Genomic DNA, 21,323 nt, shown 5'->3' on the forward strand with positions numbered 1-21,323 from the left:
GATGGCCGGCGCACGGCACGTCATGCCGCGGCACGGGCGTCTCCTTCCGTTCCTTCCACGGTGTCGTCCTCCACCGCGGCGGCCGTGCCGATACCGCGGTACGTGGCGGGCCGCGCGGCGCGCAGCCACACTCCCCAGGCGAGGCCGAGGACGGCCGCGACGAGGACGAGCCCGGGGAAGATCCAGCGCAGCGGGTTGCCGGGTGCGACACCGAGCTGCGCGCCGAAGTTGGTGAGGCCGAGCGAGAAGATGACGGCGAGCGCGATGCCCGCGGCGAGCGGCGCGAGCAGCCTGTTCCACACGGACTCGTCCCCCGCCCCCGCCCCGGCCCCCGCCCCGCCGCGCGCTCCGGGGCCGCCCGCGAAGAAGCGGACGACGGCCGCCGAGGTGACGAGGAGCAGCAGGATCACGCCGAGCGCGCCGAGGTTGGTCAGCCAGGTGAAGAGATCGGCGACCGGGTCGCGCCCGGCCAGCGCGAAGGCGCCGACCACGGCGAAGGTGAGCGCCGTCTGCACCAGCGAGCCCCGGTGCGGCGAGCCGTGCCGGGGGTGCGCGGCCCCCAGGAACACCGGCAGCACGGCCTCGCGGCCGAGCGAACGGATGTAGCGGGCCACCGCGTTGTGGAACGAGAGCAGCGCCGCCAGCAGGCTGGTGAGGAAGAAGAACTGGGCGATGTCGGAGAAGGCGGGACCCGTGGCGTGCTCCCCCAGCACGAACATCATGTCGGCCCCGTACTTCCCCGCCATCGCCCCGGCCTCCCCCGTCCCCGCGCCGACGATCATGGCCCACGCCGTGAAGGCGTAGAAGCCGCCGATCAGCGCGACCGCGAGATACGTCGCCCGCGCGACCGTACGCCGCGGGTCGCGGCACTCCTCGCTGTAGAGCGCCGCCGACTCGAAGCCCATGAAGGCGGCGAAGACGAAGCACAGCGTCAGGCCCAGCGGGCCGTGCACGGCGGCGCTCCAGGTCAGCGGCTCCGCCGAGACGCCGTGCGGCGCGTGCGCGAACTGCCCGATGTCGAAGACGAGCACCGTGGCGAACTCGACGGCCAGCAGCACCGCGAGGACCCGCGCGCTCAGGTCCACGCGCCGGTAGCCGAGGAAGCCGACGAGCGCGGCGCAGCCGAACACCAGGACCCACCAGGGGATCTCCGCGCCCGTCCGCGCCTCGACGAAGTCCGAGGCGACGGCGCCGAAGAGCCCCGCGATGCCGATCTGCATCGCGTTGTACGAGAGCAGGGCCACGAAGGCCGTCCCGACGCCGGGCACCCGGCCCAGGCCCTGCGCCGCGTACGCGTAGAACGCGCCCGCTCCGGTGATGCGGCGGCTCATCGCGGCGTACCCGGCGCTGAAGAGCGCGAGGACCGCGGTGATCAGCAGGTAGAGCAGTGGGAGGCCGATGACCCCGGTGACGCCGAGGGACTGCGGGATGCCGCCCGCCGCCACGGTCAGCGGCGCGGAGGCCGCGACGACGAAGAAGACGAGGCCCGGAACGCCGATGCGCCGCCGCTGCGCCGCCGGAGGGACCTCTGCTGCCTGCTGGGATGGGACTGCCATACCGGACTCCCGAGAACGCGCTATCGTTTGAACCCGTACAATGCGCGATCGGCGTAATCGTACGGACCCAAACGACGTCCGGCAAGGGTCCGGGAGCAACGCGTGGCATGCGGGGAAGGCAAGTCGTGACCGAGCACCGTTCCATCACCGAGACCGAGAAGGCCGTGGAGGCCAAGCTCGGCGGCACCGACATCGAGCACGGCATCAAGCACGACCAGATGGCAGCGGTCGCGAACATCTACCGCGCGGCCGCCGCGGTCCGGCAGCACTTCGAGAACTCGGTGCTGCGCGGCGCCGAGCTGACGTGGACCTCGTTCGTGGTGCTGTGGGTGGTGTGGATATGGGGCGAGATGGAGACCCGGCACGTCGCGGCGGAGGCCGGGATCTCCAAGGGCACCCTGACGGGCGTGGCCCGTACGCTCCAGAACCGCGGCCTGCTCGAACGCCACACCCACCCCGGTGACGGCCGTCTCGCGCTGCTGCGGCTCACGCCCGAGGGCGAGCGGCTGATGCGGGAGGTGTTCCCCGCGTTCAACGCCGAGGAGGCCTTCGTGACCGAGGGGCTGACGAACCGCCAGTGCCGTACACTCGCGGACCTGCTGCGCGGCATCGTGGTGCACACCGAGCGGCACGGCGAGGAGCGCCGGACCGGGCTGCTGGACGGGGCCGAGCCCCGGCCGCGGCGCAGCGGGCGCCGCGCGGCACGGGACTGACGGGCGGCCGGAACAGTGCTCTTCGACCTCACCCGCGGCGAACTCGCCGCCCTCTTCGGCGCGGACCGGCTCGCGACCGTCCCCGCCACCGCCTTTCCGCCCGAGGCCGCTGACACCGGGGGCGCGCGCCTCCTGCGGACCGTCGGGGCTCCCACCGGGACGCTCCTGCTGCGGGGCTCCGGCGAGGACGGCGGCAGGCTGCCGCTCGTCCGGGACGTCGTCGACGTCGAGGACTTCGAGGGCGTCGAGGACTTCGAGGAAGCGCCGGAGGGCGCGGGCGCGTGGCCCGTCATCGGCTGGCTGCTCAACGCCCACCTCGCCCTCGACCCCGGCTCCGGCGCGGTGCACGCCTTCGACGCCGACGAGGAGTCCGTACGGCAGCTCCACGCGGACGTCTCCTCCCTCGTCCACGTCACGCTCCGGTTCCAGCACCTGCTGGACTCGTTCGCCTTCGGCGGCGGGGACGACGGCGAGGACGAGGACTTCGAGCGGCTGGAGGACGAGGTCGGCCGCATCGTCCAGGAGACGAGCGCCATCGACCCGCTCCCCTTCGAGGACGACGAGACCCTCTGGTCGGTGATCGGCGAGGAGATCGCCATGGGGCAGCGCTTCACGGGCGGATGAGGGCGTCGAAGAGCGACTGCTGCGCGGGGTCGTGCGCCGCGGTGTCCTCCGGGTGCCACTGGACGGCCGCGAACCAGCCGCCCGCGTCCGGGAGTTCCAGCCCCTCGACCGTGCCGTCGGCGGCCCGCGCCGTGACGGTGAGCCCCGCACCGAGGCGGTCCACGCACTGGTGGTGGAAGCAGGACGCGGTCACCTTCTCCTCCCCCGTCGCGCGGGCCACCAGCGAGCCCGGCACGAGGGTCACCGGGTGGACCAGGTGCCGGTGCTCGCGCGCGGGGCCGCCCATGTCCTGGCGGAGGGTGCCGCCCAGCGCGACGTTGACGAGCTGGAGGCCGCGGCAGACGGCGAGCAGCGGGAGCCCGGCGCGCAGAGCGTGCCGGGCGACGGCCAGGTCGAAGGCGTCCTGCTCCTCGTCCACGTCGTAGACGGCCTCGTGCACCCGGGCGTCGGCGGCGTACAGATACGGCGCCACGTCGCCCCCGCCGGGCAGCAGCACCCCGTCGCAGCGCGCGAGCCGCTCCGGTACGCCCTCCGGCGGGCCCGGGTGCATCATGAACGGCTCACCTCCCGCTCGTACGACGGCGTCCGCGAGGGCGCGGGCGGTGACGACGGCCGCGTAGCGCAGCGCGGAGGCGGAGGCCGAGAAGCGCTGGGGCAGGGCGATGAGGGGCGGCGGCCCCGTGCGGCGGGCGGGGCTCAAAGGCGGATCCAGGTCGTCTTCAGCTCGGTGTACTTCTCCAGCGCGTGCACCGACTTGTCGCGGCCGTTGCCGGACTGCTTGTAGCCGCCGAAGGGGACGGTGAGGTCGCCCTCCTCGTAGCAGTTGACCCAGACCGTTCCGGCCCGGAGTGCGCGGGAGAGGCGGTGCACGGTCGTCAGGTCGGAGGACCAGACGGCGGCGGCGAGGCCGTACTCGGTGTCGTTCGCCACCCGGACCGCCTCGTCGAGGGTCTCGAAGGTGAGGACGGAGAGCACGGGCCCGAAGATCTCCTCGCGGGAGAGCCGCATGTCCGGGGTGACCCGGTCGAAGACGGTGGGCTCCAGATACGTGCCGCCGGGGACGCGTGCGAGCCGTTCGCCGCCGGTGCGCAGCCGGGCGCCCGCGGCGCGGCCCGAGGCGATGTGGCCGAGTACGGTCGCGAGCCGGGCCTCCCCCGCCACGGCGCCCATCTCCGTGGCCGGGTCGAGGGGGTCGCCGACGCGCAGCGCGCGGGCCCGTGCGACGACGGACTCCACGACCTGGTCGGCCACCGAGGCGTGCACCAGGAGGCGGGAGGGCGCGGTGCACATCTCGCCCTGGTTGAAGAAGATGCCCGCCGCCGCTGCCGAAGCGGCGGCCTCCAGGTCGGGGGCGTCGGGCAGCACGAGGTTGGGCGACTTGCCGCCGAGTTCGAGCCAGACGCGCTTGAGGTTGGAGTCCGCCGCGTACCGCAGGAAGTGCCGTCCCACGGCGGTGGATCCGGTGAAGGCGAGGACGTCGACGTCCGGGTGACTGCCCAGCGCGCGTCCCGCCGTCGGGCCGTCGCCCGCGACGACGTTGAGCACCCCGGCGGGGAGCCCCGCCTCGTCCGCGAGCCGCCCCAGCGCCAGCGCGGAGAGCGGGGTCAGCTCGGAGGGCTTGAGCACGCAGGCGCATCCGGCGGCGAGCGCGGGGGCGACCTTCCAGGCGGCGAGCGAGAGCGGGAAGTTCCAGGGCACGACCGCGCCCACGACGCCCGCGGGCTCCCGGCTGACGAGCGCGAAGGCGCCGGGGTCGGTGTGCGGCGCGGTGTCGTGGAGCTTGTCGGCGAGCTGGCCGTACCAGCGGAACGTCTGGGCCACGGCGCGCAGTTCGACGCCGTACGACTCGGTCACCGGCTTGCCGTTCTCCAGGCTGACGGTGAGGGCCAGGTCGTTCCTGTGCTCCTCGACGAGGTCCGCGAGCCGGAGCAGCGCGCGGCCCCGCTCGGCGGGGGCGAGGCGCGGCCAGGGGCCCGCGTCGAAGGCCGTGCGCGCCGCGCCGACGGCCAGGTCGATCTCCGCCGCTCCCCCGTCGGCGACGGTGGCCAGCACGCGTCCGTCCCTCGGCGAGACGACGGGGAACGCGGCGCCGGAGCCCGCCTCGTCCTTGCCCGCGACGCGGTGCTGGGTGGCCAGGGCCAGCCCCTCCGCGCGGCGTACCCATGCCGCGCGGTCGTCGAGCCGCCGCTCCTCGTGGTCCGCGGTCATCGGCACCACCACCTCCCCGGGCACCGCCAGGTCGTTTGGCCTCAAACCATAGCGTGGATCCCCTTGCGGGGAAGGGGGGTTGACCCCGGTGAAGCGCGCCGCCTAAATTGTTTGACCTCAAACGAATTACCGCGTCAGCGGAACACGGAACGGAGAAGGCGATGGCTCCCCGCGCACTCGCCTCCACCGCCACGGTGGCGGGCGTACCCGTCGACACCCGGCACTGGATCGGCGCCGAGCGCGTCGCCTCGCCGGCCACCTTCACCGACCGCTCCCCGATCGACGGCACCGCGCTCGCGTCCCTCGCGCGCGGCGGCGCCGAGGAGGCCAAGGCGGCGGTCGCCGCGGCCCGCGCCGCGTTCCCGGGATGGGCCGCCACTCCGCCCGCCGAGCGCGCCCGCCTGCTGCACGCCGTCGCGGACGGCGTGGAGGCCAGGACCGAGGAGCTGGCCCGGGTGGAAACCGCGGACAACGGCGCGCTGCTGCGCGCGCACCGCCGGGGCGTCATGCCCCGCGCCGCGCACAATCTGCGCTTCTTCGCCGACTGGCTGCTCCGCCTCGGCCACGACGACTTCACCACGCGCGGCCACACCAACCACGTCTCCTGGGACCCCTCGGGCCCGGCGCTGCTCATCACGCCGTGGAACGCGCCGCTGATGCTGGCCACCTGGAAGATCGGCCCCGCGCTCGCCGCGGGCTGCACCGTCGTGCTCAAGCCCGCCGAGTGGGCGCCGCTGACGGCCTCGCTCTTCGCCGACATCGCCCACGGCGCCGGACTGCCGCCCGGGGTCCTCAACGTCGTGCAGGGGTACGGGGCCGAGGCGGGCGCCGCCCTGGTCTCCGACCCGGGAGTGCGCCGGATCTCCTTCACCGGCTCCGTGCCCACGGCCCGGCACATCGCCGCGGGGGCCGCGGAGCGGCTCGTGCCCGTCAGCTTCGAGCTGGGCGGCAAGTCGCCGCTGCTCGTCTTCGCCGACGCCGACCTGGACCTGGCCGTCGACCTGGCCGTCGAGCAGTACGACAACGCGGGGCAGGTCTGTCTCGCCGCCACCCGGCTGCTCGTCGAGGAGCGGATCGCGGACGCCTTCCTGGAGCGCTTCCTGGACCGGGCCGGGGCCCTGCGCCAGGGCGACCCCCGCGAGGCCGACACCGACGTCGGGCCCAGCATCCACCCGCGCCACCTGGAGCGCGTCGACGGCTTCGTGCGCCGCGCGCTCGCCTCCGGAGCGCGCGTGGCGCTCGGCGGCGGCCCGCACACGGAGCTCAACGACGCCACCGGAGGCACGTACTACCGCCCCACCCTGCTCACCGAGGTCGCGCAGCACTCCGAGATCGTGCAGGAGGAGGTCTTCGGGCCCGTCCTCACCCTCCAGACCTTCCGCACGGAGGACGAGGCCGTGACCCTCGCGAACGGCACGCGCTTCGGCCTGGCAGCCACCCTCGCCACCGGCGACCCCGCGCGCGCCGACCGCGTCTCCGCGCGGCTGACGGCGGGCACCGTCTGGGTCAACTGCTTCTACGTGCGCGACCTCGCGGCCCCCTTCGGCGGCTCCCGCGAGTCGGGCATCGGCCGCGAGGGCGGCGCGTGGAGCTTCGACTTCTACTGCGACGTGAAGAACACCGTGACCGCACCGAAGGGCTGGCAGCAGCATGGGTGAGATCGCCGGAGCGGGCCTCCTCGCGCACGTGCCCACCATCGTCCTCCCCGAGGAGCAGCGCAGGGAGCTGAACGGGGGCCAGGAGATCAGCCTCGTGCCGGGGCTGCGCAGGCTGCGGGCCGAGGTCTTCGAGAAGCTCGACTACGACACCGTGGTGGTCCTCGACTCGCACTGGGCCACCACGGTCGAGTTCGTCGTCTCCGCGCACGCGCGCCGGGCCGGTCTCTTCACCTCCGAGGAGCTGCCGCGCGGCATGTGCCGGATGCCCTACGACTACCCCGGCGACCCCGAACTCGCCGCCTCCGTGGCGCGCTTCGCCGAGCGGCACGGCACCTGGATCACGCCCGTGGACGACCCGTACCTGCCGGTGCACTACGCGACCGTCAACCTGTGGGCGTACCTCGGCCAGGGCCTGCCCGGCAAGCGCTGGGTCTCCATCGGGGTGTGCCAGACCGGGGACACCGAGGACCATCTGCGGCTCGGCCGGGCGCTGCGCGACGGGATCGCGGCGCTGCCGGACCGCAGGGTGCTGCTGATCGCCTCCGGCGCCCTCTCGCACACCTTCTGGGGCCTGCGCGAGCTGCGCGCGCACGAGGCGAGCGACCCGGTGCACATCCGTACGCCCGAGGCGCGGGCCGCCGACGAGCGGCGCGTGGAATGGTTCGAGGAAGGCGATCACGCGCGGGTGCTGCGCGAGATGCCGGACTTCCTCGCGTACAAGCCGGAGGCGCGTTTCGCGCACTACCTGATGATGATCGGCGCGCTGGGCGAGGGGAACTGCCGGGCGCCGGGACGGGCGTACAGCGACTACGAGAACTCTGTCGGCACGGGACAGGTGCACCTGTGGTTCGACCGTCCGGCCGAGGGCTGGGAGGCGGCGGCGTGAGCACCGTCGAGTACCGCCGCGTGCTGCTGGACGGCGCCGTCGTCACGGTCGTACGCGAGGGGGACGAGCTGGTCGCGGGCGACGGGCGGCGCGTCCGGGCGGACGCGGCGCACCATCTGCCGCCCGTCGAGCCGACGAAGATCGTCGCCGTGCACCTCAACCACCGCAGCAGGGTCGAGGAGTTCGGCACCGCGCTGCCGCCCACGCCCACCTACTTCCACAAGCCGCTCTCCTCGCTCAACAGCCACGGCGGCGCCGTCGTCCGCCCCGAGGGCTGCAAGTACCTCAACTACGAGGGCGAGATCGCGCTCGTCATCGGCCGCACCTGCCGCAACATCGCCCCCGCCGACGCCGCGCACCACATCGCGGGCTACACCCTCGCCAACGACTACGGGCTGCACGACTTCCGCGACACCGACGCGGGCTCGATGCTGCGCGTCAAGGGCTCCGACACGCTCTGCCCGCTCGGCCCCGGGCTGGTGACGGGCTGGGACTTCCACGGCAAGTGGCTGCGTACGTACGTCAACGGGGACGTCGCGCAGAGCGGTTCGACGGACGAGATGCGCTGGGACATGCACTACCTCGTCGCCGACATCGCCCGCACCATCACGCTCGTCCCCGGCGACGTCCTGCTCTCCGGCACCCCGGCACACTCGCGGCCCGTACGGCCCGGGGACGTGGTGGAGGTCGAGGCGGAGGGGCTGGGGCGGCTCACCAACCACATCGTCAACGGGCCCGTGCCCGTGCGCACGGACTGCGGGGCGCAGCCGACGGAGTCGGAGGAGGTCCGCTCCACGGCGCTCGGCGGCGACTGGGAGCTGCGCGGCGTGCGCGCCCCGCGGCGCTCCTGACAAGGAATCAGCAAGACCAGGAATCACTAGGAATCACCAGGAATCAAGGAATCTGGAGGCCCCATGAGGGTCATCGTCAACCGCGACGTCTGCCAGCACCACGGGCAGTGCGTCTTCTCGTCGCCCGACGTCTTCCGGCTCGACGAGGACGGCGAGCTGGTCTACGACGCGGCACCCGACGACGCGCTGCGCGACGACGTCGAGGACGCGGCCGACGTCTGCCCGCTCCAGGCCATCACCGTCCAGGACTGAGGCGCGGGCTGTGCCGGGTCCCGGGATCGCGATCGTCGGCGCCTCCCTCGGCGGCCTGCGCGCCGCGGAGCAGCTGCGCGCCGCCGGGTGGGAGGGCCCCGTCACCGTGTACGGGGACGAGAACCACCTCCCGTACAACCGGCCCCCGCTCTCCAAGGAGGTGCTCGCCGGGCGCGCGGCCCCGCACACCACCGAGCTGCGGCGCCGGGACAGCACGGGCGACGTGCGGTGGCGGCTGCGGCGCAGGGTCGTCTCGGCCGACGTGACCGCGCGCACGCTCACGCTCGCGGACGGCTCGGTGGAGCGGTTCGAGGGGCTGGTGGCCGCGACGGGCATCCGGCCGAGACAGTTGCCGCTGGCGAACGGGGACGGCGCTCCCGTCCGTCATGTGCTGCGCACCCGGGACGACTCCGAGCGGCTGCGCGACGCGCTCGCGCGGGGCGGCAGGGTCGTGGTCGTCGGTGCGGGCTTCATCGGCTGCGAGACCGCGGCGACGGCGCGGACCCTGGGCTGCGAGGTCACGGTCGTCGCGCCCGAGGAGCAGCCGATGGAGGGGCCGCTGGGGAACGGGCTGGGCGCGGTGTTGCGCCGCCGCCACGAGGCCGAGGGCGTGTGCTTCGCGCTCGGCCGTACGGTCGCGCGCTTCGGGCCCGACGGCGTGCTGCTGGACGACGGGACGCTGCTGGGCGCGGACACGGTGGTGGAGGCGGTGGGCTCGCTGCCGAACACCGAGTGGCTGCGCGGCAACGACGCGCTCGACCTGAGCGACGGGGTGCTGTGCGACGGACAGCTGCGCGCGGGCGGTCTGCCGCACGTCGTGGCCGTCGGGGACGTGGCGCGCTTCCCCAACGCCCGTTACGACACGCGGGCGCGCCGGGTCGAGCACTGGTCGGTGCCCGGCGAGACGGCCAGGCACGCGGCCCGTACGCTCCTCGCCGGGCTGGCCGGCGAGGAGCCTACGGCGGCACCGTTCGCACCCCTGGCCTCCTTCTGGAGCGACCAGTTCGGGATGCGGGTCCAGTCGTTCGGCGCTCCTGGCCAGGCCAGGAGCGCCGAACTCCTGGAGGGCGACCCGCACTGCGCCGAGACGCCACTTGTCGTCGGATACCGCACGGGGGAACGGCTCCTCGGGGTGGTCGCGCTCGGCGGCGCCGGTGCCTCGTCGGCAGCGGGACGTTACCGGTCCGCGCTGACGACGGGTTCTGCGGGAGAGGTGGGTGCGGCGGGGGCGGGAGTCACAGCTCCACCACCGGCAGCACCCTGAGGGACGCGTCCTCCGCCGTGTTCAGGTAGAGCCGCTCCTTCTTGCCCTCCTGCTCCAGCTCGATGATGAGCCGGTACTTGTAGACACCGGGCGCGATGGTGCTCAGGACGGTGCCCGCCCAGTAGTAGTAGACGGGGGTGTACGGGGAGCGCATGCGGTCGGGGCCGCCGTAGACCTTGATGTCGGTGCAGACCTTGGTCTCCGCGACGTCCTGCTCGTCGCCCGCCTCGCTGTCCAGGAACACGATGTTGTTGATCTTGGGCATCGGCGGCCAGTTGCCGTCGGGGCGCTTCTCCATCTCGATCGGCCGGATGAGCCAGTTGAGCACCTGGCCCTGCTTGCAGAACGTCTGCAGGTGGGAGGTGCCCTGTCCCACGCCGCCGACGCTGTTGTCGATCATGTAGAGCGCGTCCCGCAGGCTGCCGTTCCTCGTCGCCTTCTCCATGTCCACCAGCGTGAGGACATTGAGCTGCACCGAGTTGAGCTGCCCGGGGTTCTGCTTGACGTCCAGGCTCTGGGTCATCTGTGCTCCTCCCTCAGCCCGCGACCAGGACCGCCGACAGCGGCGTCGTCATCGGTTCGGTCCGCGCGCCCACCTTGAACTTCATCTGGTACGGGATCGCGCCCTTGGCGCCCGCCTTGAGGGTCCCTGTCCAGTACGCGACGTCGGTGCCGGGGTAGACCCTGCGCTCCGGCTCGCACAGCGCGTGGTCGATCAGGATGCTGTCGATGCCGACGTACGCCTCGCACTCCAGCGAGAGGACGGTCCAGAGGATCTTGTCCCCGACCCGCACGGTCGTCCGCAGCTCCTCGGTGCCGAACCCGGCGGAGCCCTCGGACTTGTTCGTGTCGTACAGGTACAGGTTGCCGCTGAGGCTCCTGGTCGCCAGGGCGCCCACGCAGTCGATCACGGCGCCGATCGACACGGGGGGCCTGGAGTTCGTGGACTGTCGTGCCTGAGCCATCGGTCTCCTCACCTCTCCTGGGCCAGGTGCTGCTGCGGCTGCCCGTACGACGTGAACGTGGGCGGCGGCGAGGGCGGGACGGGCAGCATCCCGACGCCCCGCTTGGTGAACCCGTTCCGCTTCGGCTCCGTGATGACCTTGATCTTCGACTCGCACGTCATCCGGACCGGCTCCCAGACCAGCTCCCCCTCGCGCGCGGTGAGCGCGTGGAGCTCGATCTCCATCGTGTACGCGTAGGTGCCGGGGCGGGACGAGTCGACCGTGGCCGACCAGTACCAGCCGTCGGTGACCATGTCCGGGGAGCCGTACTCGGCGGGGTAGATCACGTTCTTGTCGACGGCCTCGCCCGTGACGTCCGTGATGATGGGCGTCTGGTGGACGCGGGCCGGGTCCGTGGCGGCGGGCGAGTCCAGGGGGACGATCTCGCCGGTGATGTCGATGATCTTCTGGCCCGGGCGGCGCGCGCCGCGCCGGGGGCTCTTCACGGCGGTCCGCGCGCCGACGCTCGCCTTGATCTCCTCCAGCTCCGTGGCCAGCTCGGGCCCCTTCGCCGTGCCCTTGGGGCTGAGCCCGGCCAGCGCGTCCAGCGCCTGCTGGTCGCTCTGCTGCACCCGCTCGGCCTGGTAGCCCTTCGGGACGGTCGGGGGGATCGACCCCAGGCCGTACGGCAGCCAGTTGAGCACCTGCTCGTTCGCCTGCGAACCGTCCATCCAGTAGGTCCCGTTGATGGCGGTGACCAGATCGGGGGTGCCCTGGTTCTCCGAGCCCTGCAGCTTCATGTTGTCGAACAGATAGGTGTTGCCCCTGAGGGTCCTGGAACGCAGCGCGTTGGCGACGTCCACCAGCACGATGATGGCTAACTGTTGGCTCATGGCCTCAACCTCTTCGCCTTCGCCGGAGTCTCTGTCACACGCACGTCAACGCCGGTGTGTCGACGTGGATCACGCTGGCTTCGCCGTCGTACATCTGGATTTCCAGCCGGTAGCGGTGGGACTCGCCGGGCGTCAGATACGCCGGGACCACTCCGCTCCACACCTCCAGATGGAGGTTCTTGCTCTCGGTGGGCTGGGCGCCCGAGCCGTTCGACGACCGGCCGCCGTTGGAGCTCTCCGCGCCCAGGAACGTGATGTTCTTGATGTCGGCGGGCGTCTGGAGGTCCAGCGCCAGGATGGTCCAGTTGATGGTCTGGCCCGGCTTGCAGTAGGTCTGCAGGTCCGGGGTGCCCTGCCCCGCGCTCTCGTAGGGGCTGTCATCGATCATGATGAGGTTCCCGTTGCGCAGTGTCCCGTCGGAGAGCGCTCCTATGACGTCAACGACCAGGACGATGTTCACGTGCTGTTCCATCGATTTGCCCTCCTCGTGCCTAGAACTGGTCCCGGACGAGCGGCACCTTTCCGAATTCCGTCCTCTCGATCTCCGGTGACAGCCTGGGCACGAAATTCAGCTTGAAGCTGTAGCCGGTCTTCTTGATCGACTCCGGGTTCGCCTCCCCGTTGTTGAAGAGCGACAGCGCGCGCGGCAGGGACTCGATGAACAGCCGCTGCACCCCGATGGGGCCGAGCGTCTCGTCCACCCGGCATCCCGCCGCGTACACGTCGTCGACGGACGCCGTGAGCGTGAGGGCCCTGCCCTCGCGGTGGTTGGTGAACTGGACGTCGTGCGCCAGCTCGTCCAGGTCCAGCGCCCCGGCCTCGCGCAGCGAGTCGGAGAGCGTGCTCAGCGCACGCGCCGCCGAGTACTGGGTGTCGTTGAGATGCAGCACGTCCCCGCTGCGGCCCGCGAACTCGAACTGCTGGGTACGGGGCCCCGGCCCCTCCGTCCGGGGCCCCCGCACCATCCGGTCGCCGAGCTTGAGCCGGAGCAGCGGCGCCTCGTGCCCGTGCAGGCGCGTGACGACGAGCTCGCCCTCCTCGCCCTCCTCGACCCAGCGTCCGTCCTGGTCGACGATCTCCACGAGGTGCAGCCCGGGGACCGAGGCGAGATACGGCGAGGCGGGGTCCAGCTGCAGCCCGATGGTCTCGGCCTGCGTCGCGGCGAAGTAGCTGAGGATCGCCAGGTTCGGGTACATGGCGTGCAGCTCCGCGCGCTTGCGCTGCGAGAGCACCCCGCTCCCGTACAGGGCGACGCGGAAACTCTCCCGGGCTTCCTGTCCAAGTCCGGCGCCGAGTTCGGTGAGGATCGCGACGCCCGCGGTGATCCCCATCATGGCCTTGGGGCCGCGGTAGGAGAAGATGTGCTCCAGCACGGTGGGGCCCACGGGGCCCGCGCCGATGTAGTTCACATGCGGCACGTTCTGCAGGACCCCGCCCACCATCGTTCCGCTGCTCCACATCTGGTAGTCGGCCAGCGTGGTGAAGAGCCACTTGGGGTCGCCGCCGGTGAGGTAGCGCGGCAGCAGGTAGTTGCCGATGAAGTCGCCCGCGTGCTCGTACGTCTCGTGCAGCTCGCTGATGGGATAGACGGTCTCGACGGGCCGTCCCTCGCTGGTGCCGCCGCTGGCCACGATCTCGAATCCGCCCCGGCTGAGCGGGACGACGAGCCCCGGCCGCGAGTCCATGAAGAACTCGCGCTGCGTCTCCTTGTCCGAGAGGGGGACGCGCTGCCACTCCTCGTACGTCTCCGGCACGCTCGTGCAGCCGGCTCCGCGGAGCCGGTCGCGCCACAGGGGGTTGAGCGCGGCCGTGTGGACGAGCTGCTGTAATCGGCGGAGGACCAGGGCGTCCTGCACCTCGTGCTCGATCTCGGCGTACGGCGCGCCGCAGGCCCTCTCGCACTCCCGGATCTTGCTGAGGAACGAGGGGAGCGACGGGACGGCGTCGACGGACGCGGGGGTCAGCTCCGCGTCGGGGATGAGCCGGCGCACCAGTTCCCCGGTGTCGTCGGGCGACAGCCGTTCCTGAGGGCTTTGCACCATGGTCATGAACAACCTCCGTTTCTCCGCGGATTCCAGTGCGTGCCGTGCAGCGTTCTTCCCACTCCCCTGATTTCTTCGAGCAGCATGCGGAAGTGGTCGACGGTGATCTCGTGATTCATCATCACCACGCGCAGAGCGGCGACGCCGTCCACGTTGACCTTGGAGATGAAGAACCGGCCCCGGAGCTTGACACGATTCCGGATGGCTACCTGCAGTGCGTGCACGTCCTCTTCCGCCACACCGTGCGGGCGGTAACGGAAACAGAGGATGTTGGCCTCGGGACGGTGCACGGTCTCGAAATCGGGCTCCGCGTGCAGAAGGTGGTACGCCTGCTGCGTCAGCGCGCAGAGATATTCGACCTTCTCGGCGAAGAGCGCCCGGCCGTACATGGCCCACAGCACCCACAGGCTCATGATCATGGGGCGCTTGGTGCACTCGAAGTTCCGGTCGCCGCTGTCGAGTTCCGTGTAGATGTCGGGCTTCTCGTCGAAGACGTAGCTGGCCCGCTGCCGGAACGCGCCGCCGCTCGCTTCCCTGTCCCGGTAGAAGAGCAGGGTGCAGGGGGCGGGCACGAAGGTCATCTTGTGCGCGTCCCAGGTGAGCGAGTCGGCCTTCTCGATGCCGCGCAGCTTGTGCCGGAACCGGTCAGAGACGAGCAGACTCGCGCCGTGCGCGCCGTCGACGTGGAGCCAGATGTCCCGCTCCCTGGCCAGGTCGGCCAGCGCGCCGATCGGGTCGAAGGCGCCGACCGAGGTGGTGCCCGCCGAGGCGACCAGGCAGAAGACCCGCAGGTTCGCCCGCTCGGCGGCGGCGAGCGCGGCGCGCGCGCCCTCGATCGAGATCTGCCGGCGGCCGTTCAGCGGCAGCCGTACGATCTGCGCCTCGCCGATGCCCATGACACCGGCGGCCCGCGAGACGCTGTAGTGGACGTCGTCGCTGACGGCGATGGCGGGCCGGGCGCCGCCCTCCAGTCCGGCGGCACCGTCGGGCCAGAAGCGCGGGAACTTCTGGTTCCTGGCGGCCAGCATCGCGGTGAGGTTGGCCAGCGAACCGCCGGACGTCGTCACCATCGCGAACCGGCCGGGCTCCCAGCCGATGAAGCGGTTCAGCTCGTCGGCCATGAGCCGCTCGGCCACATTGGGCAGCTGGCCCGCCTCGTAGAACGAGGACGGCTGGTTCAGCACCGAGCTGACGAACTCGACGACACCGCCCAGGGGGACCACGCCCGAGAACTGCCGTCCCATGTATCCCGGTGAATGCACCGGAATACCGGTCCTGATGTAGAGATCGAGTATCTCCTCCAGTTTCTTCTCATCGAATGGCGCGATCTTTTCGCACTCCTCGGTCATCAACGCCTTGGCGTCCTGCGAGAGTGCCGACGGATCGACGAGATCCAGCCCTCTGACCGAGAGATCGGCGAGATGTTCCGCCAATTTGGCGATGGCCGTTTCCGAGTTCCTCCGGAAGAGTCTCGGGTCGAACGCGTCGCGCAGAGGTGACCCCTGGAGATCCGGGGCCACTGTCGCGTGAGAGGCGCCGGCCCCGAAAGGTCCGGACGTCATGTCCGCCCCCTCCGCCCATTCGGGGTCCGGCGCGCTCTCCAGTCGAGGTTCCGCCATAGAAGTCTCCGCTAAAGCAGGGAATAGAGCTATGACAGCGGACATTTAGTGCAATATTGTACTTTCCTCTCGCGGTCTCCAGCATGCCGAGGTGGAGAAACGGTGTCCAGGCCCGTCAGGAACTGAGAGTTCCCGTTCCGAATGGAGTCATAAGTTCAGCGGAGAGCTCGCGAGCGCGGCCTGGGGCGGATGAGGCGGGGCGTCTGCGTGCGGAGGAGACGCCCGCCCCTCCGCGGACCCCCCGTTTCCCCTCCGCCGGAAGGGGAACAGGAGGGTCGCCCCACCCGTCGAGAGACCTCCAGGAGGACCCCGGATGAAGCGCGCACTCGTCGTCATCGACGTCCAGAACGAGTACGTCACAGGCGGCTTACCCATTGCCTATCCGAACGTGGAGCACAGCCTGGGCAACATCGCGGACGCGATGGACGCCGCGAGGGCGGCCGGCATCCCGGTCGTCGTCGTCCAGCACACCGCACCCGAGGAGTCGCCGATCTTCGCTCGCGGCAGCCACGGCTTCGCGCTCCACCCGACGGTCACCGAGCGCCCGTACGACCACCTCGTCGAAAAGTCTCTGCCGTCGTCCTTCACCGGGACCGACCTGGATGACTGGCTCCGCGGCCACGGCATCGACACAGTGACCATCGCGGGCTACATGACCCAGAACTGCGACGAGTCCACGGCGAGGGCGGCCGCGCACCGTGGCTACACCGTCGAGTTCCTCTCCGACGCCACGGGCACCCTTGACCTGTCCAACCGCGCGGGCGGCGTGAGCGCCGAGGACCTGCACAACTCCGTCCTGGTCGTCATGCAGTCCGCCTTCGCCGCCGTGACGACCACGGCCGACTGGCTGGAGACCGTCGAGAAGGGCGGGACGCTGGAGAACCCGAACATCATCGCCAGCACGGAAACCGCGCGCGAACGGGCCTCGGACACGTCGGACTGACGCACCCCCGGGGCTCCGGCGCCCGCCGTACTACCCCCGGCCGCGCGGCGGGTGCTGTACCCGCCGGGTCCCCATCCGCCGTAGAACATCCGATTCCGGCCGAGAAACGGCCTGAGTTTCCAGCCACGCCCCCGCGCCGGGCCGCCAAGCCGTTCGTGCTCGCCCTCACCTCAGGGCTGGGCAGGGGCTGCCCCGCCTGTCCGCCGCAGACTGCGGGTTGTGGAGGGTTGCTCGCGCAGTTCCCCGCGCCCCTAGAGGTACGCGGCGCTCCTCGGAGCGCCCCGTCAGGGGCGCGGGGAACTGCGCGACGAGCCACGAAGCAGCCGCAGCCTGCAACGCACAGCACGGGGCAGCCCCTGCCCAGTAGCCACGGCACAGGGCAACACGGCCTACGCGCCCGACGGCGCGACCGGCAGCGCGGCGAGCCCGTCGAAGTGCAGGCTGGGCAGCCGCGGCGGCTCCGCCGGCCCGGCCAGCGCGAGCCGGGGCAGTCCGGTGAGGAGTTCGGCCACGGCTGTACGGGCCTCCATGCGGGCCGGGTTCGCGCCGGGGCAGGCATGGACGCCGCGGCCGAACGCGAGGTGGCCGCGCGGGGTGGCCGCGGGGCGGTCCGGGTCGTAGGAGCACGCGTCGGCGAGGTGCTCCTCGTCCCGGTTCGCGCTGCCCAGCAGGGGGAGCACCAGGCTCCCGGCCGGGAGAGGGTGCCCGGCGAGCACGCACGCGCGGGTCGTGGCCCGGACCAGCCCCCGGTGCGGGGCCGCGTACCGGAAGGTCTCCTCGACGGCCTGCCGGGCCCGCTCCTGGGGCGCGGCACGGGCCCACTCCCACAGCTCACGGCGGCGCAGCAGCTCGTAACAGGTCCCGGAGATGACGTGTGCGGTCGTGACGGTTCCCGCGACCCAGTGGACCAGGAGGTTGTGCACGACGTTGGCGTACGACATGGCGGGGACGGCGTGGCCATGGCCGTGGAGGTAGACGCTCAGCACCCCCCCGCCGTCGGGCGGGACCGTCCCGAGGAAGGCGGTGGCCCACTCCTCGTACGCGCGGAGCCGACGGGCCGCCTCGGCCTTGGGCTCCTCCGGGCCGGGCGAGAGGAGCGTGGCCATGTCCTGCGCCCAGGCGGCCACCCGCGGCACGTCCTCCTCCGGGACGCACAGGGCGGCCGCCATGAAGCGGTGCACCAGCGGCACGGCGTAGTCGGCGACCAGGTCGGCGCGCTCGCGCCGCGCGAGACCGGCGGCCAGCTCCCGCGCTGCGGCCCGGACGGTCCCGGCGAGCGGGTTGATCCGCGGTCCCGACCACGCGGCCAGGACGGTGGCGCGCAGCGGGTCGTGCGCGGGCGGGTCGATGTCGACGACGCCGGTGACGTCCTCGCACGGGAAGGCGGGCAGTTCGGCGACGACGGCGGGCGGCAGCGTACGGCTGGGCCGCCCGCCGAGCGCGTACGCCGAGGAGAAGGTCTCCGGGTCGTCCAGGACCCGCTGGACCTCCCGGTGGCCCAGCACGAGCCAGGCGCCGCCCATAGCCTCGCTGCGCACCACCCGGCGGCCCTCCCGCCGCCAGGCGTCGAGCTGGGGCGTGGGGTCCTCGGCCGCGGGGTCGATGTCGGCGTCCGTGCCGGTGCGCGGCATGGCGTCAGCCTCCCAACGCCCCGGGCGGGGCCGTGAGGTGAACGAACTTCCGGTGCGATCACTATCGCGCACACCGGCCGCCGTGCGAACCACCCGGCGACCGCCCGTCAGCTCTGGATGCCGCCCCCGCCCGGCCACACGCCGTCCGCCCTCCTCCGCCCGAGGACCTTGCTCGCCACCCGCGTCGCCAGGGCGGTGGGCGTTCCGTCCGCCGGGACGACCCTGGAGTCCACCTTCGTGATCCGCAGAGTCTGGTCGAGCTCCTCCGGGCCGCTGCCGAAGCGGTACGTCACGTCCGTCTCCGTCTCCTCAGCCTTGCGGTACACCACGTACAGGGCCATCTGCTCCACCTCTCCGCACAGTTGTCACTCCCGCGTCCCCGTCGCCTCCTCCAGCGCCCGGCGCAGCGCCGCGGCGCTCTGGAAGCCGATCTGCGGCGTCTCGACCAGTGCCTCGTCGATCACGTCGGCCAGCGCCCGGGGGACCTCGGGGTCGCGGCGGCGGACCGGGACCGCGGGCTCCTGGAGCACCACCTGCCACGGGTCCTTCGCACGCGGGAACTCGCGGGGCGTCGCGCCGGTCAGCATGTGGTACAGGCACGCCGCCAGCGCCCATACGTCCACCGCAGGCGCGGCCTTGCGGAAGTTGACGACCTGCTGCCGGGGCATGAACTTCGGCTTCCCCGCGGTCGCCCCGGTGCGGGTCAGGCCGCTCAGTCCGGCCTGGTCGAACGCCTTGCCGATGCCGAAGTCCGCGATCTTCGCGGTGCGGGAGCCGTCGACCGCCTCGTGCAGCAGGATGTTGGACGGGCTCAGGTCGCGGTGCACCACGCCCTGCCCGTGGGCGTGTTCGAGGCCCTTGAGCGCCTGCAGTGCGATCGGCACCGCTTCCCCGACGGGCAGCCGTTCGCCGCGCCGGGCCAGCAGCCGGTCCAGGCTGCCGCCCGTGCAGAACTCGGTGGTCAGGTAGAACGTGCCGTTGGCGAACCCGGCGTCGTGCAGAGAGGCCACGTGCGGATGCCCCAGCGCGCGGGTGAGGGCCACCTCGCGCAGGAACCTGGCCCGCGCGATCGGGCTCGCGGCCACCTTCGGCAGCATCACCTTCAGCGCCACCTCGGCGCCGGTGGCCTCGTGCTCGGCGAGATAGACCGCGCCCATGCCGCCCTTGCCCAGCTCCCGGATCACCGTGTAGCCGCGGATGGCCTTCAGGTCGGCGTGCCCGTCCTGCGCCAGCTCCAGCAGCAGCTTCAGCACCGCCGCGGGCTCGGCCTGGCAGGAGGCGCACAGGACCTCGCCCGCGCGCCCGCCCGCCTCGTCGCCGACGTCCCGGCCGCACTTGGCGCAGTGGGCGAGGACGAGGGTGGCCTGCCCGGTGACGCCGACGCGCAGCACGGTGTCCCCGAGCCGGATCTCGTCGCCGTCGGCCAGATCGTGCTCGGGGTACGACTCGGCCGCCGCCTCCTGCGCGGAGAGGCCCTCGCGCCGCTGGCCGATCTTGTCCCCGTTGACGTACGTGCCGTTGAGGCTGCCGAAGTCGCGGATACGGATGTCCGGCGGGTTGATGTCCAGCAGGCAGTGGTGGCGGGAGACCGTCTTGTGGCGCGCGTCGTCCGGCACCCGCGGCGAGCAGTCGCGGGAGCGGCCGAGCACGCAGGTGGCCCGCTCCTCGAAGACGTACTCGCGGGGTTCGAGGCCCCCTTCGACGAGCTTGAGGGTGACGGTGGCCGGTGACGTCATCGTTCTCCTTCGGTTCGTACGAGCGCGCCCCGGGAGATGAAGGCCAACTCCCCGCCCGCGCCGTCGGGGACGCTGCGCGCGTGCGTCGTACTCCGGCCCATCCGAATCCCCGTTCGCCAACGGGCCTCGACTTTACCGACGCCGCTCATGGAGGATCATCGGTCGGGCAATCTTCGGAGGGAGACGCGGTGGAACGCGCGGCGATGGACCTCGATTCCTACACCGCCAGGGCCCGGCAGGGCCCGTGCTTCGTCTGCGCCTACCTGGCGGGCGACCCGGACTACCGGCACGAGACGGTCTACGAGGACGAGGCCCATGTCGCCTTCCTGGACCGCTGGCCGACCGTGCCGGGCAAGGTGCTGGTGGCGCCGAAGGCGCACATCGAGCACGCGGTACGGGACCTGGACGAGGCTGCCTTCACCCGGCTGATGCGCGTGGTGCGCAGGGTGACGCTGGCGGTGGAGGCGGTCTTCGCGCCGGAGCGGACGTACCTGCTGTCGTTGGGCAGCCAGCAGGGCAACGCCCACCTGCACTGGCACATCGCGGGGCTGCCGCCCGGAACCCCCTACGAGCACCAGCAGTTCCACGCCCTCATGACCGAGAACGGGGTGCTCGCCCCCACCGCCGAGGAGTCGGCGGACATGGCGCGACGGCTGCGGGCGGCCCTCGGTGGCGGGGGCGAGGGCCGGTTGCCGTCGGGGGAGCGTTCGTTAGGGTGACGAGCGGGGAGAGGGCGGAGACGACGGGGGGCTCGTGGTGGATGGGGTGGCCGGAGCGGGGCCGGAGGTTGCGTTAGGCGGACGGCCGGGCGCGGGGGCGGTGGGCGGGTGAGCGGCCGGTCGGAACACGCGGTGCTGCCCCGCCCGTTGGGCGCCTGGCTCGGGCTGGTCGCGGTGCTCGCCGCGCTGGTGGTCGCGGCGGTCGGGGTGCTGTACGCGGGGCACAGCGAGCCCGGCAGCGTGGACAGATGGATCGTCGCGCCGACGGAGGACAGCGTGCGGCCGCCGTGGCGGTACGCCGCGCTGGCCACGGACTTCTGGGGTGAACCCCTCGGTGCGGTGGTGCTGGTCGTGGCCGCCGTCGCGGGCTGTCTGCTGCTGCGGCACCGCCGCGCGGCGGTCTTCGTCGTCGTCGGCGCCGTGCTGACGGTGGGGACGGCGACGCTGCTCAAATTCCCGGTGGGGCGCACCATCCACGGCGAGGGCAACCTGTCCTATCCGAGCGGGCACACCGCCTTCGTCACGGCGCTGGCCCTCATGGCGGCGATGCTCGCGACCGGCCCGCTCGGCCTCCGCGGGAGGGCGGGCCTGGCGCTCGTGCTCGGGGCCGCGCTGGCCGCCGGGGCCGCCATGGGCTGGGCGCAGGTCGCGCTGGGCGCGCACTATCCGACCGACGTCCTCGGCGGCTGGTGCACCGCGCTGGTGGTGGTCCCCGCGAGCGCGTGGCTGGTCGACCGGGCGGCCGATTCCCGCAGACCGCCCGGTCGTTGACGGGCCGTCAGGA

General features: G+C 72.2%; 22 protein-coding genes. 10 read left to right on the top strand and 12 right to left on the bottom strand.

Annotation, left to right across the window (positions count from 1 at the left end; genetic code table 11):
• Nucleotides 1-20: 20 nt before the first annotated feature.
• The gene (locus ACGF3A_RS27425; RefSeq protein WP_393732999.1) at nucleotides 21-1,556 is read right to left on the bottom strand and encodes an APC family permease; all 1,536 of its coding nucleotides are present in this window, start codon (nucleotides 1,554-1,556) and stop codon (nucleotides 21-23) included.
• Between the two features lie 107 nt (nucleotides 1,557-1,663).
• Between ACGF3A_RS27425 and ACGF3A_RS27430 the strand changes: the two genes are divergently transcribed.
• Nucleotides 1,664-2,269 (top strand): MarR family winged helix-turn-helix transcriptional regulator, encoded by a 606-nt coding sequence (locus ACGF3A_RS27430; protein ID WP_393733000.1) that lies wholly within the window; start codon nucleotides 1,664-1,666, stop codon nucleotides 2,267-2,269.
• A gap of 15 nt (nucleotides 2,270-2,284) precedes the next feature.
• Nucleotides 2,285-2,893: an SUKH-4 family immunity protein gene (locus ACGF3A_RS27435; RefSeq protein ID WP_393733001.1), complete on the top strand. Its 609-nt coding sequence runs from the start codon at nucleotides 2,285-2,287 to the stop codon at nucleotides 2,891-2,893.
• Here ACGF3A_RS27435 and ACGF3A_RS27440 read toward each other — a convergent pair.
• Both ACGF3A_RS27440 and ACGF3A_RS27445 read right to left on the bottom strand, forming a co-directional pair.
• Nucleotides 2,880-3,593: a gamma-glutamyl-gamma-aminobutyrate hydrolase family protein gene (locus tag ACGF3A_RS27440; RefSeq protein WP_393733002.1), complete on the bottom strand. Its 714-nt coding sequence runs from the start codon at nucleotides 3,591-3,593 to the stop codon at nucleotides 2,880-2,882. The genes ACGF3A_RS27435 and ACGF3A_RS27440 overlap by 14 nt on opposite strands.
• The gene (locus ACGF3A_RS27445; RefSeq protein WP_393733003.1) at nucleotides 3,590-5,101 is read right to left on the bottom strand and encodes an aldehyde dehydrogenase; all 1,512 of its coding nucleotides are present in this window, start codon (nucleotides 5,099-5,101) and stop codon (nucleotides 3,590-3,592) included. Before ACGF3A_RS27445 ends, ACGF3A_RS27440 begins: the two co-directional genes overlap by 4 nt.
• 161 nt (nucleotides 5,102-5,262) lie before the next feature.
• Here ACGF3A_RS27445 and ACGF3A_RS27450 point away from each other — a divergent pair, with 161 nt between their 5' ends.
• The 5 genes from ACGF3A_RS27450 (at nucleotide 5,263) to ACGF3A_RS27470 (ending at nucleotide 10,012) form a co-directional block, all read left to right on the top strand.
• Complete coding sequence (locus tag ACGF3A_RS27450) at nucleotides 5,263-6,759, top strand: aldehyde dehydrogenase (protein ID WP_393733004.1); 1,497 nt, start codon at nucleotides 5,263-5,265, stop codon at nucleotides 6,757-6,759.
• A complete protein-coding gene (locus ACGF3A_RS27455) occupies nucleotides 6,752-7,645 on the top strand; it encodes a 3,4-dihydroxyphenylacetate 2,3-dioxygenase (protein WP_393733005.1) in 894 nt (297 codons plus the stop codon). The genes ACGF3A_RS27450 and ACGF3A_RS27455 overlap by 8 nt, the downstream gene beginning before the upstream one ends.
• Complete coding sequence (locus ACGF3A_RS27460; protein WP_393733006.1) at nucleotides 7,642-8,496, top strand: fumarylacetoacetate hydrolase family protein; 855 nt, start codon at nucleotides 7,642-7,644, stop codon at nucleotides 8,494-8,496. Before ACGF3A_RS27455 ends, ACGF3A_RS27460 begins: the two co-directional genes overlap by 4 nt.
• Nucleotides 8,497-8,559: 63 nt before the next feature.
• A complete protein-coding gene (locus ACGF3A_RS27465) occupies nucleotides 8,560-8,748 on the top strand; it encodes a ferredoxin (RefSeq protein WP_393733007.1) in 189 nt (62 codons plus the stop codon).
• 10 nt (nucleotides 8,749-8,758) lie between these two features.
• Nucleotides 8,759-10,012: an NAD(P)/FAD-dependent oxidoreductase gene (locus tag ACGF3A_RS27470; RefSeq protein ID WP_393733008.1), complete on the top strand. Its 1,254-nt coding sequence runs from the start codon at nucleotides 8,759-8,761 to the stop codon at nucleotides 10,010-10,012.
• On the opposite strand, the gene ACGF3A_RS27475 is transcribed toward ACGF3A_RS27470, so the two are convergent.
• The 6 genes from ACGF3A_RS27475 to ACGF3A_RS27500 are packed head-to-tail and all read right to left on the bottom strand — an operon-like array spanning nucleotide 9,984 to nucleotide 15,324.
• Nucleotides 9,984-10,535: a hypothetical protein gene (locus tag ACGF3A_RS27475; protein ID WP_393733009.1), complete on the bottom strand. Its 552-nt coding sequence runs from the start codon at nucleotides 10,533-10,535 to the stop codon at nucleotides 9,984-9,986. The two genes, ACGF3A_RS27470 and ACGF3A_RS27475, sit on opposite strands and share 29 nt — an antisense overlap.
• 13 nt (nucleotides 10,536-10,548) lie before the next feature.
• On the bottom strand, nucleotides 10,549-10,977 hold the full coding sequence (locus ACGF3A_RS27480; RefSeq protein ID WP_393733010.1) for a hypothetical protein: 429 nt from the start codon (nucleotides 10,975-10,977) through the stop codon (nucleotides 10,549-10,551).
• Nucleotides 10,978-10,985: 8 nt separating this feature from the next.
• Nucleotides 10,986-11,849 carry a hypothetical protein gene (locus tag ACGF3A_RS27485; RefSeq protein ID WP_393733011.1) on the bottom strand — a complete coding sequence of 288 codons (864 nt, stop codon included), beginning with the start codon at nucleotides 11,847-11,849 and terminating at the stop codon, nucleotides 10,986-10,988.
• 34 nt (nucleotides 11,850-11,883) lie between these two features.
• Nucleotides 11,884-12,321 carry a hypothetical protein gene (locus tag ACGF3A_RS27490; protein ID WP_393733012.1) on the bottom strand — a complete coding sequence of 146 codons (438 nt, stop codon included), beginning with the start codon at nucleotides 12,319-12,321 and terminating at the stop codon, nucleotides 11,884-11,886.
• A 19-nt stretch (nucleotides 12,322-12,340) separates the two neighbouring features.
• On the bottom strand, nucleotides 12,341-13,897 hold the full coding sequence (locus tag ACGF3A_RS27495) for a hypothetical protein (RefSeq protein WP_393733013.1): 1,557 nt from the start codon (nucleotides 13,895-13,897) through the stop codon (nucleotides 12,341-12,343).
• Nucleotides 13,894-15,324, bottom strand: coding sequence for a pyridoxal phosphate-dependent decarboxylase family protein (locus ACGF3A_RS27500; RefSeq protein WP_393733014.1), 1,431 nt, complete (start codon nucleotides 15,322-15,324; stop codon nucleotides 13,894-13,896). Before ACGF3A_RS27500 ends, ACGF3A_RS27495 begins: the two co-directional genes overlap by 4 nt.
• Before the next feature lie 499 nt (nucleotides 15,325-15,823).
• On the opposite strand from ACGF3A_RS27500, the gene ACGF3A_RS27505 reads away from it, so the two are divergent.
• Nucleotides 15,824-16,453, top strand: coding sequence for a cysteine hydrolase family protein (locus ACGF3A_RS27505; RefSeq protein WP_393733015.1), 630 nt, complete (start codon nucleotides 15,824-15,826; stop codon nucleotides 16,451-16,453).
• Nucleotides 16,454-16,842: 389 nt separating this feature from the next.
• On the opposite strand, the gene ACGF3A_RS27510 is transcribed toward ACGF3A_RS27505, so the two are convergent.
• From ACGF3A_RS27510 to ACGF3A_RS27520, 3 genes are all read right to left on the bottom strand, one after another.
• Nucleotides 16,843-18,084, bottom strand: a complete 1,242-nt coding sequence (locus tag ACGF3A_RS27510) for a cytochrome P450 (protein ID WP_393733016.1) — start codon at nucleotides 18,082-18,084, stop codon at nucleotides 16,843-16,845.
• A gap of 107 nt (nucleotides 18,085-18,191) precedes the next feature.
• A complete protein-coding gene (locus tag ACGF3A_RS27515; protein WP_393733017.1) occupies nucleotides 18,192-18,425 on the bottom strand; it encodes a hypothetical protein in 234 nt (77 codons plus the stop codon).
• A gap of 24 nt (nucleotides 18,426-18,449) precedes the next feature.
• Nucleotides 18,450-19,820 (bottom strand): protein kinase, encoded by a 1,371-nt coding sequence (locus tag ACGF3A_RS27520; protein ID WP_393733018.1) that lies wholly within the window; start codon nucleotides 19,818-19,820, stop codon nucleotides 18,450-18,452.
• A 188-nt stretch (nucleotides 19,821-20,008) separates the two neighbouring features.
• Between ACGF3A_RS27520 and ACGF3A_RS27525 the strand changes: the two genes are divergently transcribed.
• On the top strand, nucleotides 20,009-20,539 hold the full coding sequence (locus tag ACGF3A_RS27525; RefSeq protein ID WP_393733019.1) for an HIT family protein: 531 nt from the start codon (nucleotides 20,009-20,011) through the stop codon (nucleotides 20,537-20,539).
• A gap of 108 nt (nucleotides 20,540-20,647) precedes the next feature.
• On the top strand, nucleotides 20,648-21,310 hold the full coding sequence (locus ACGF3A_RS27530) for a phosphatase PAP2 family protein (protein ID WP_393733020.1): 663 nt from the start codon (nucleotides 20,648-20,650) through the stop codon (nucleotides 21,308-21,310).
• Nucleotides 21,311-21,323 lie beyond the last annotated feature (13 nt).

It is taken from the genome of Streptomyces sp. NPDC048172 (genome assembly GCF_043202595.1).
Classification (GTDB): domain Bacteria; phylum Actinomycetota; class Actinomycetes; order Streptomycetales; family Streptomycetaceae; genus Streptomyces.

What these genes read in the sequence shown, in the direction of transcription:
- ACGF3A_RS27520 (WP_393733018.1), bottom strand. Translation starts at nt 19,820, where the DNA reads ATGACGTCACCGGCCACCGTCACCCTCAAGCTCGTCGAAGGGGGCCTC.
- ACGF3A_RS27515 (WP_393733017.1), bottom strand. Translation starts at nt 18,425, where the DNA reads ATGGCCCTGTACGTGGTGTACCGCAAGGCTGAGGAGACGGAGACGGAC.
- ACGF3A_RS27475 (WP_393733009.1), bottom strand. Translation starts at nt 10,535, where the DNA reads ATGACCCAGAGCCTGGACGTCAAGCAGAACCCCGGGCAGCTCAACTCG.
- ACGF3A_RS27505 (WP_393733015.1), top strand. Translation starts at nt 15,824, where the DNA reads ATGAAGCGCGCACTCGTCGTCATCGACGTCCAGAACGAGTACGTCACA.
- ACGF3A_RS27425 (WP_393732999.1), bottom strand. Translation starts at nt 1,556, where the DNA reads ATGGCAGTCCCATCCCAGCAGGCAGCAGAGGTCCCTCCGGCGGCGCAG.
- ACGF3A_RS27445 (WP_393733003.1), bottom strand. Translation starts at nt 5,101, where the DNA reads ATGACCGCGGACCACGAGGAGCGGCGGCTCGACGACCGCGCGGCATGG.
- ACGF3A_RS27485 (WP_393733011.1), bottom strand. Translation starts at nt 11,849, where the DNA reads ATGAGCCAACAGTTAGCCATCATCGTGCTGGTGGACGTCGCCAACGCG.
- ACGF3A_RS27430 (WP_393733000.1), top strand. Translation starts at nt 1,664, where the DNA reads ATGCGGGGAAGGCAAGTCGTGACCGAGCACCGTTCCATCACCGAGACC.
- ACGF3A_RS27465 (WP_393733007.1), top strand. Translation starts at nt 8,560, where the DNA reads ATGAGGGTCATCGTCAACCGCGACGTCTGCCAGCACCACGGGCAGTGC.
- ACGF3A_RS27495 (WP_393733013.1), bottom strand. Translation starts at nt 13,897, where the DNA reads ATGACCATGGTGCAAAGCCCTCAGGAACGGCTGTCGCCCGACGACACC.
- ACGF3A_RS27510 (WP_393733016.1), bottom strand. Translation starts at nt 18,084, where the DNA reads ATGCCGCGCACCGGCACGGACGCCGACATCGACCCCGCGGCCGAGGAC.
- ACGF3A_RS27455 (WP_393733005.1), top strand. Translation starts at nt 6,752, where the DNA reads ATGGGTGAGATCGCCGGAGCGGGCCTCCTCGCGCACGTGCCCACCATC.
- ACGF3A_RS27490 (WP_393733012.1), bottom strand. Translation starts at nt 12,321, where the DNA reads ATGGAACAGCACGTGAACATCGTCCTGGTCGTTGACGTCATAGGAGCG.
- ACGF3A_RS27450 (WP_393733004.1), top strand. Translation starts at nt 5,263, where the DNA reads ATGGCTCCCCGCGCACTCGCCTCCACCGCCACGGTGGCGGGCGTACCC.
- ACGF3A_RS27480 (WP_393733010.1), bottom strand. Translation starts at nt 10,977, where the DNA reads ATGGCTCAGGCACGACAGTCCACGAACTCCAGGCCCCCCGTGTCGATC.